The organism is Myxococcus llanfairpwllgwyngyllgogerychwyrndrobwllllantysiliogogogochensis (assembly GCF_006636215.1).
GTDB lineage: Bacteria > Myxococcota > Myxococcia > Myxococcales > Myxococcaceae > Myxococcus > Myxococcus llanfairpwllgwyngyllgogerychwyrndrobwllllantysiliogogogochensis.
The window spans coordinates 1-4,181 of the sequence record NZ_VIFM01000462.1; the positions used below are offsets into that span (position 1 = coordinate 1).

Sequence of the window (4,181 nt, forward strand, 5' to 3'; positions counted from 1 at the left end):
CTGAAGGGTGAGGGTGACCTGGAAGAGCGGTGAGCGGCTCAGGTCACGCTGAGGCTGGAGTTCTTCGACAAGCTTCTCGAAGGGGACGTCCTGGTGCTCGTAGGCGGCCAGAGTGGACGTGCGCACCCGGGAGAGCAACTGACGGAAGGACTGCTTCGAGTCGAGTCGGGAGTGGAAGACGAGGGTGTTGACGAAGAAGCCGATGAGGCCCTCGGTCTCGGAGCGATTCCGGTTGGCGAGGGGCGAGCCCACGGAAACGTCGTCCTGGCCCGAGTAGCGGGAGAGCAGGAACTGGAAGGAAGCCAGCAGCACCATGAAGGGCGTGGCACCCTCGCGCTGGGCGAGCGCCTTGACCCAGTCGCTCGACTGTCTGGACAGGACCACGGGGACGATGTCTCCCCGGTACGTCTGAACAGCGGGACGCGGTCTGTCAGTGGGAAGCTCGAGCGAAGTCGAGACGCCGGCGAGCTCCTGGCGCCACCAGTCAATCTCGGCGGAAAGGACGTCGCCCTGGAGCCACTCGCGCTGCCAGATGGCGAAGTCGGCGTACTGGATGGGCAGGGAGGCGAGCTGGGCGGGTTCTCCTCCGGCGAACTGACGGTAGAAGGCGGCGAGCTCGCGGACGATGATGGCGACAGACCATCCGTCGGAGACGATGTGGTGTGCGGTGACGAGCAGGATGTGCTCGTCGTCGCTCAATCGCACCAGGGTCGCGTGTACCAGCGGACCCCGAGACAGGTCGAATGAATGCAGTGCCTCTTGGCGCATCAGGCGCTGGGCTTCCGCGTCCCGCTCCTGCTCCGGCAGTGCGCGGAGGTCGATGAGAGACATCTCCAGCACGACATCCTGCTGGATGCGCTGAACGGGCTGACCCTCATGAATGGCGAAGTGCGTGCGCAGCACCTCATGGCGCAGCATCAGCGCGCGGAGGGACTGGCGCAGCGCGTTTGAATCCAGGGTTCCGGTGAGCTTGAGCGCCCACGGGATGTTGTATGCGGAGCCCCCGGGCTGGAGCTGATCGAGGAACCAGAGGCGCTGCTGGGCGAACGAAAGAGGAATGGCGCCGTCGCGCGCGCCCGGGCGCAGCAGGAGGCGCCTGGTCCTCGTGCCCTCGCTGCTTCTCGACTCAATCCGCCGGGAGAGCTGTTCGACGGTGGGGGCCTCGAAGAGGTCGCGCAGTGGGAGCTCCACTCCCAGCACGGAGTGGATACGCGAGACGACCTGGGTGGCGAGCAGGGAGTGTCCGCCGAGCGCGAAGAAGCTGTCCGTCGCGCCCACATGCTCCACGCCCAACACCTGGGCGAACACCAGCGTGAGCTGTTCCTCGGTCCGTGAGCGCGGAGCGGTGTATCGCGAGCCGGAGTCTTTCTGAGCCGGCGCGGGGCGGGCCCTGCCGTTGAACGAGCGAAGGACCTGCTCACGCTCATCTCTCGTCAGCAGGGAGATGGAGGCGAGGCGCGCATCCGGGGCAGCCATCAGCGCCTGGAGCGCGACGCCCCAGTGATGAAGGAGACGCTCGGGGATGGAAGGCTCGAAGCGCGCGGCGTCGAAGAGCAGGCGCAGCTCCAGCGAGTCCCCAGGGATGACGTACGCCTCCAGCGGCGTGTCCGTCTGGTCCACGATGGTGAAGTCGCGGATGCCCAACGCATCCCCGGCGGAATTCACCGCGGCGTCGATGGGGAAGTTCTCGACGATGAAGAGGGATTCGAAGAGGGGCGTGCCACGCGGCACGTCGCTCCACCCGTGCAGCCGCACGAGGGACGTGTGCTCGAACTGGCGCAGCTCAAGCTGCTGGGTGTGGAGCTGCTGAAGCCAGGAGAGCGCGGTGGTGCCGTCGTCGACGAAGACACGGACGGGCACGGTGTTGATGAAGAGCCCGATGGCGCGGTCGATGCCGGAGAGGTCGGCGGAGCGACCGGAGGTGGTGGCACCGAAGACGATGTCCTGCTCACCGGTGTGACGTGAGAGCACCAGCGTCCACGCGGCCTGGACCAGCGCATTGAGGGTGAGGCGGTGCTGACGGACGAAGGCCTGGAGGGTTGCTGTCGTCTGCGCGGGCAGGTGGAGCTGGAGGCGCTGACGCTGGAGCACCGAGTCCGGGCTTCGGGGAAGGGCACCAGGCAGGGGCGTGGGCGCGGTGAAGCCATGCAGCGTCTTGCGCCAGTAGAGCTCCGCGGGCTCCATCGGCTGGCGCTGGAGCCAGGTGACGTAGTCGCGGAAGGTCGTTGCCTCGCTCCGGGCCCACACCAGTCCCGTGCGAATCTGCTCGTAGGTGGTGAAGAGGTCCTGGAAGAGCAGGCCCATGCTCCAGCCGTCCATCAACACATGATGCGTGGTCCCGAGGGCTCGCCAGGACTGCTCACCGGTGCGGATGACCGTCAAGCGCAGCAGCGGTGGCGTGCGCAGGTCGAATCCGCGAGCGCGGTCCTCGGAGAGGAGGACCTGGAAGCGGGACTGCTGCTCTGCTTCCTCCACTCCGCGCCAGTCGAGTTCCTCCCAGGGTAGGGCAGCACCGGGGTGGACGAGCTGGAGGGGCTCCCGCGAGTCGCCCGAGTGGAAGGACGTGCGCAGCAGGGGCTGGCGCTGGATGACGGTCTCCCAGGTGCGCCGGAACGCCCCCAGGTCCACCGCGCCACTGAAGGTCCACGTCAACTGGGTGACGTAGACGCCGGAGCCCGGCGCGGCGAGGGTGTGGAAGAGCATGCCCTGCTGCAAGGGCGACAACGGATAGAGGTCCTCCACCGGCGTGCCCGCGGGGACCAGCCCGTCCGCGATGGCCTGCTTCAACCGGCTCAGGACGACGTCCGTGGACTCGTGCCACTTCGAGTCCGTCGACGTGCGCGGCGTGAGCGCGGAGTCCGACTGCTCGGCCCATGCGTTGCCCTCGAACTTCACGACCCGAGCGAGGGCCTCCAGCGTCGGGTGCTGGAAGAGCTGCTGGGTGGTGAGCTGGAGGCCCGCGTTGCGTGCGCGGGAGACAATCTGGATGGAGAGGATGGAGTCGCCACCCAGCGCGAAGAAGTTGTCATGGCGCGTGACACGCGGCGCGCGCAGGGCCTCGGACCAGATGGCGGCGAGGACCTTCTCCTGAGGTGTCCGCGGCTCGGAGTCGTCGGGGACGGCGGATTGCTGGCTCTTGCTCAGCGGCGAGGGGAGGGCCTTGCGGTCGACCTTGCCATTGGGAGTGAGGGGAAGCGCGGGAAGGGAGACGAACAGCGAGGGCACCATGTGTTCTGGCAGGTGCCGTTGGGCGAAGTCTCGGAGCGCGGAGGAGTCGAGCGCGAGGCCGGGCTGAGGGACGAGCCAGGCGACGAGACGACCGTCACCCGAGGCGTCGAGGTGGACGCCCGCGACGGCCTGGAGGACGGAGGTGTGGCGTGAGAGGACGGCTTCGACTTCGCCCAGTTCGATGCGGAAGCCGCGCAGCTTCACCTGGAAGTCGGCGCGGCCGAGGAAGTCGAGCGAGCCGTCAGGGCGCCAGCGAGCGAGGTCACCGGTGCGGTAGAGGCGCGCGCCAGGGATGCCGGAGAAGGCGTCGGGGAGGAAGCGCTCGGCGGTGAGATCGGGGCGGCCGAAGTAGCCGCGCACGACACCTTCGCCCGCGATGAAGAGCTCGCCGGGCGAGCCGATGGGGCAGGGCTGGCCGGAGGCGTCGAGGACGAAGAGACGGTTGTTGGTGAGGGGCGTGCCGATGGGAAGGGTGGCTGCGCCTTCGTCGGCGGGGGAAGCGGGGTGAGCGGAAGACCAGACGGTGGTTTCCGTCGGGCCATACATGTTGAGGAGGGAGGAGTGGGGGAGCGCGGCGCGAAGCTGGGAGGCGAGAGGGCCGGGTAGCGCCTCACCGCCGACGAGGAGGTAGCGGAGGGAGGAGAGCGCGGCGACGGAGTCCGCGGCGAGCACCCTGGCGCGAGCGAAGGACGGAGTGCACTGGAGATGGGAGACGGGGTGGCGGCGGAGGACCTCGGGCAGCGTCAGCGCGGTGCCGAGGCGAGAGGCGGCGCGCTCGTCATGGAGGACGACGTGGAAGCCTCGGCAGAGCGTCCAGAGCAACTCCAGGACGGAGATGTCGAAGGAGATGGAGGTGACGGCGAGCCACGTGCCGGGAGAGGTGCCCAGGCGGTCATCCATGGCCGCGAAGAAGTTGGCGGCGGTGCGGTGAGGCACCATGACGCCCTTGGGCC

Annotated in this window: 1 protein-coding gene; it reads right to left on the reverse strand. The window is 68.3% G+C overall.

All coding sequences use genetic code 11. The annotated features are described in order from the left end of the window. Positions 1 to 4,167, reverse strand: a 4,167-nt coding sequence (locus tag FJV41_RS48270) for a condensation domain-containing protein (protein ID WP_141649369.1), incomplete at its 3' end; no start/stop codon positions are given. Positions 4,168 to 4,181: the final 14 nt, after the last annotated feature.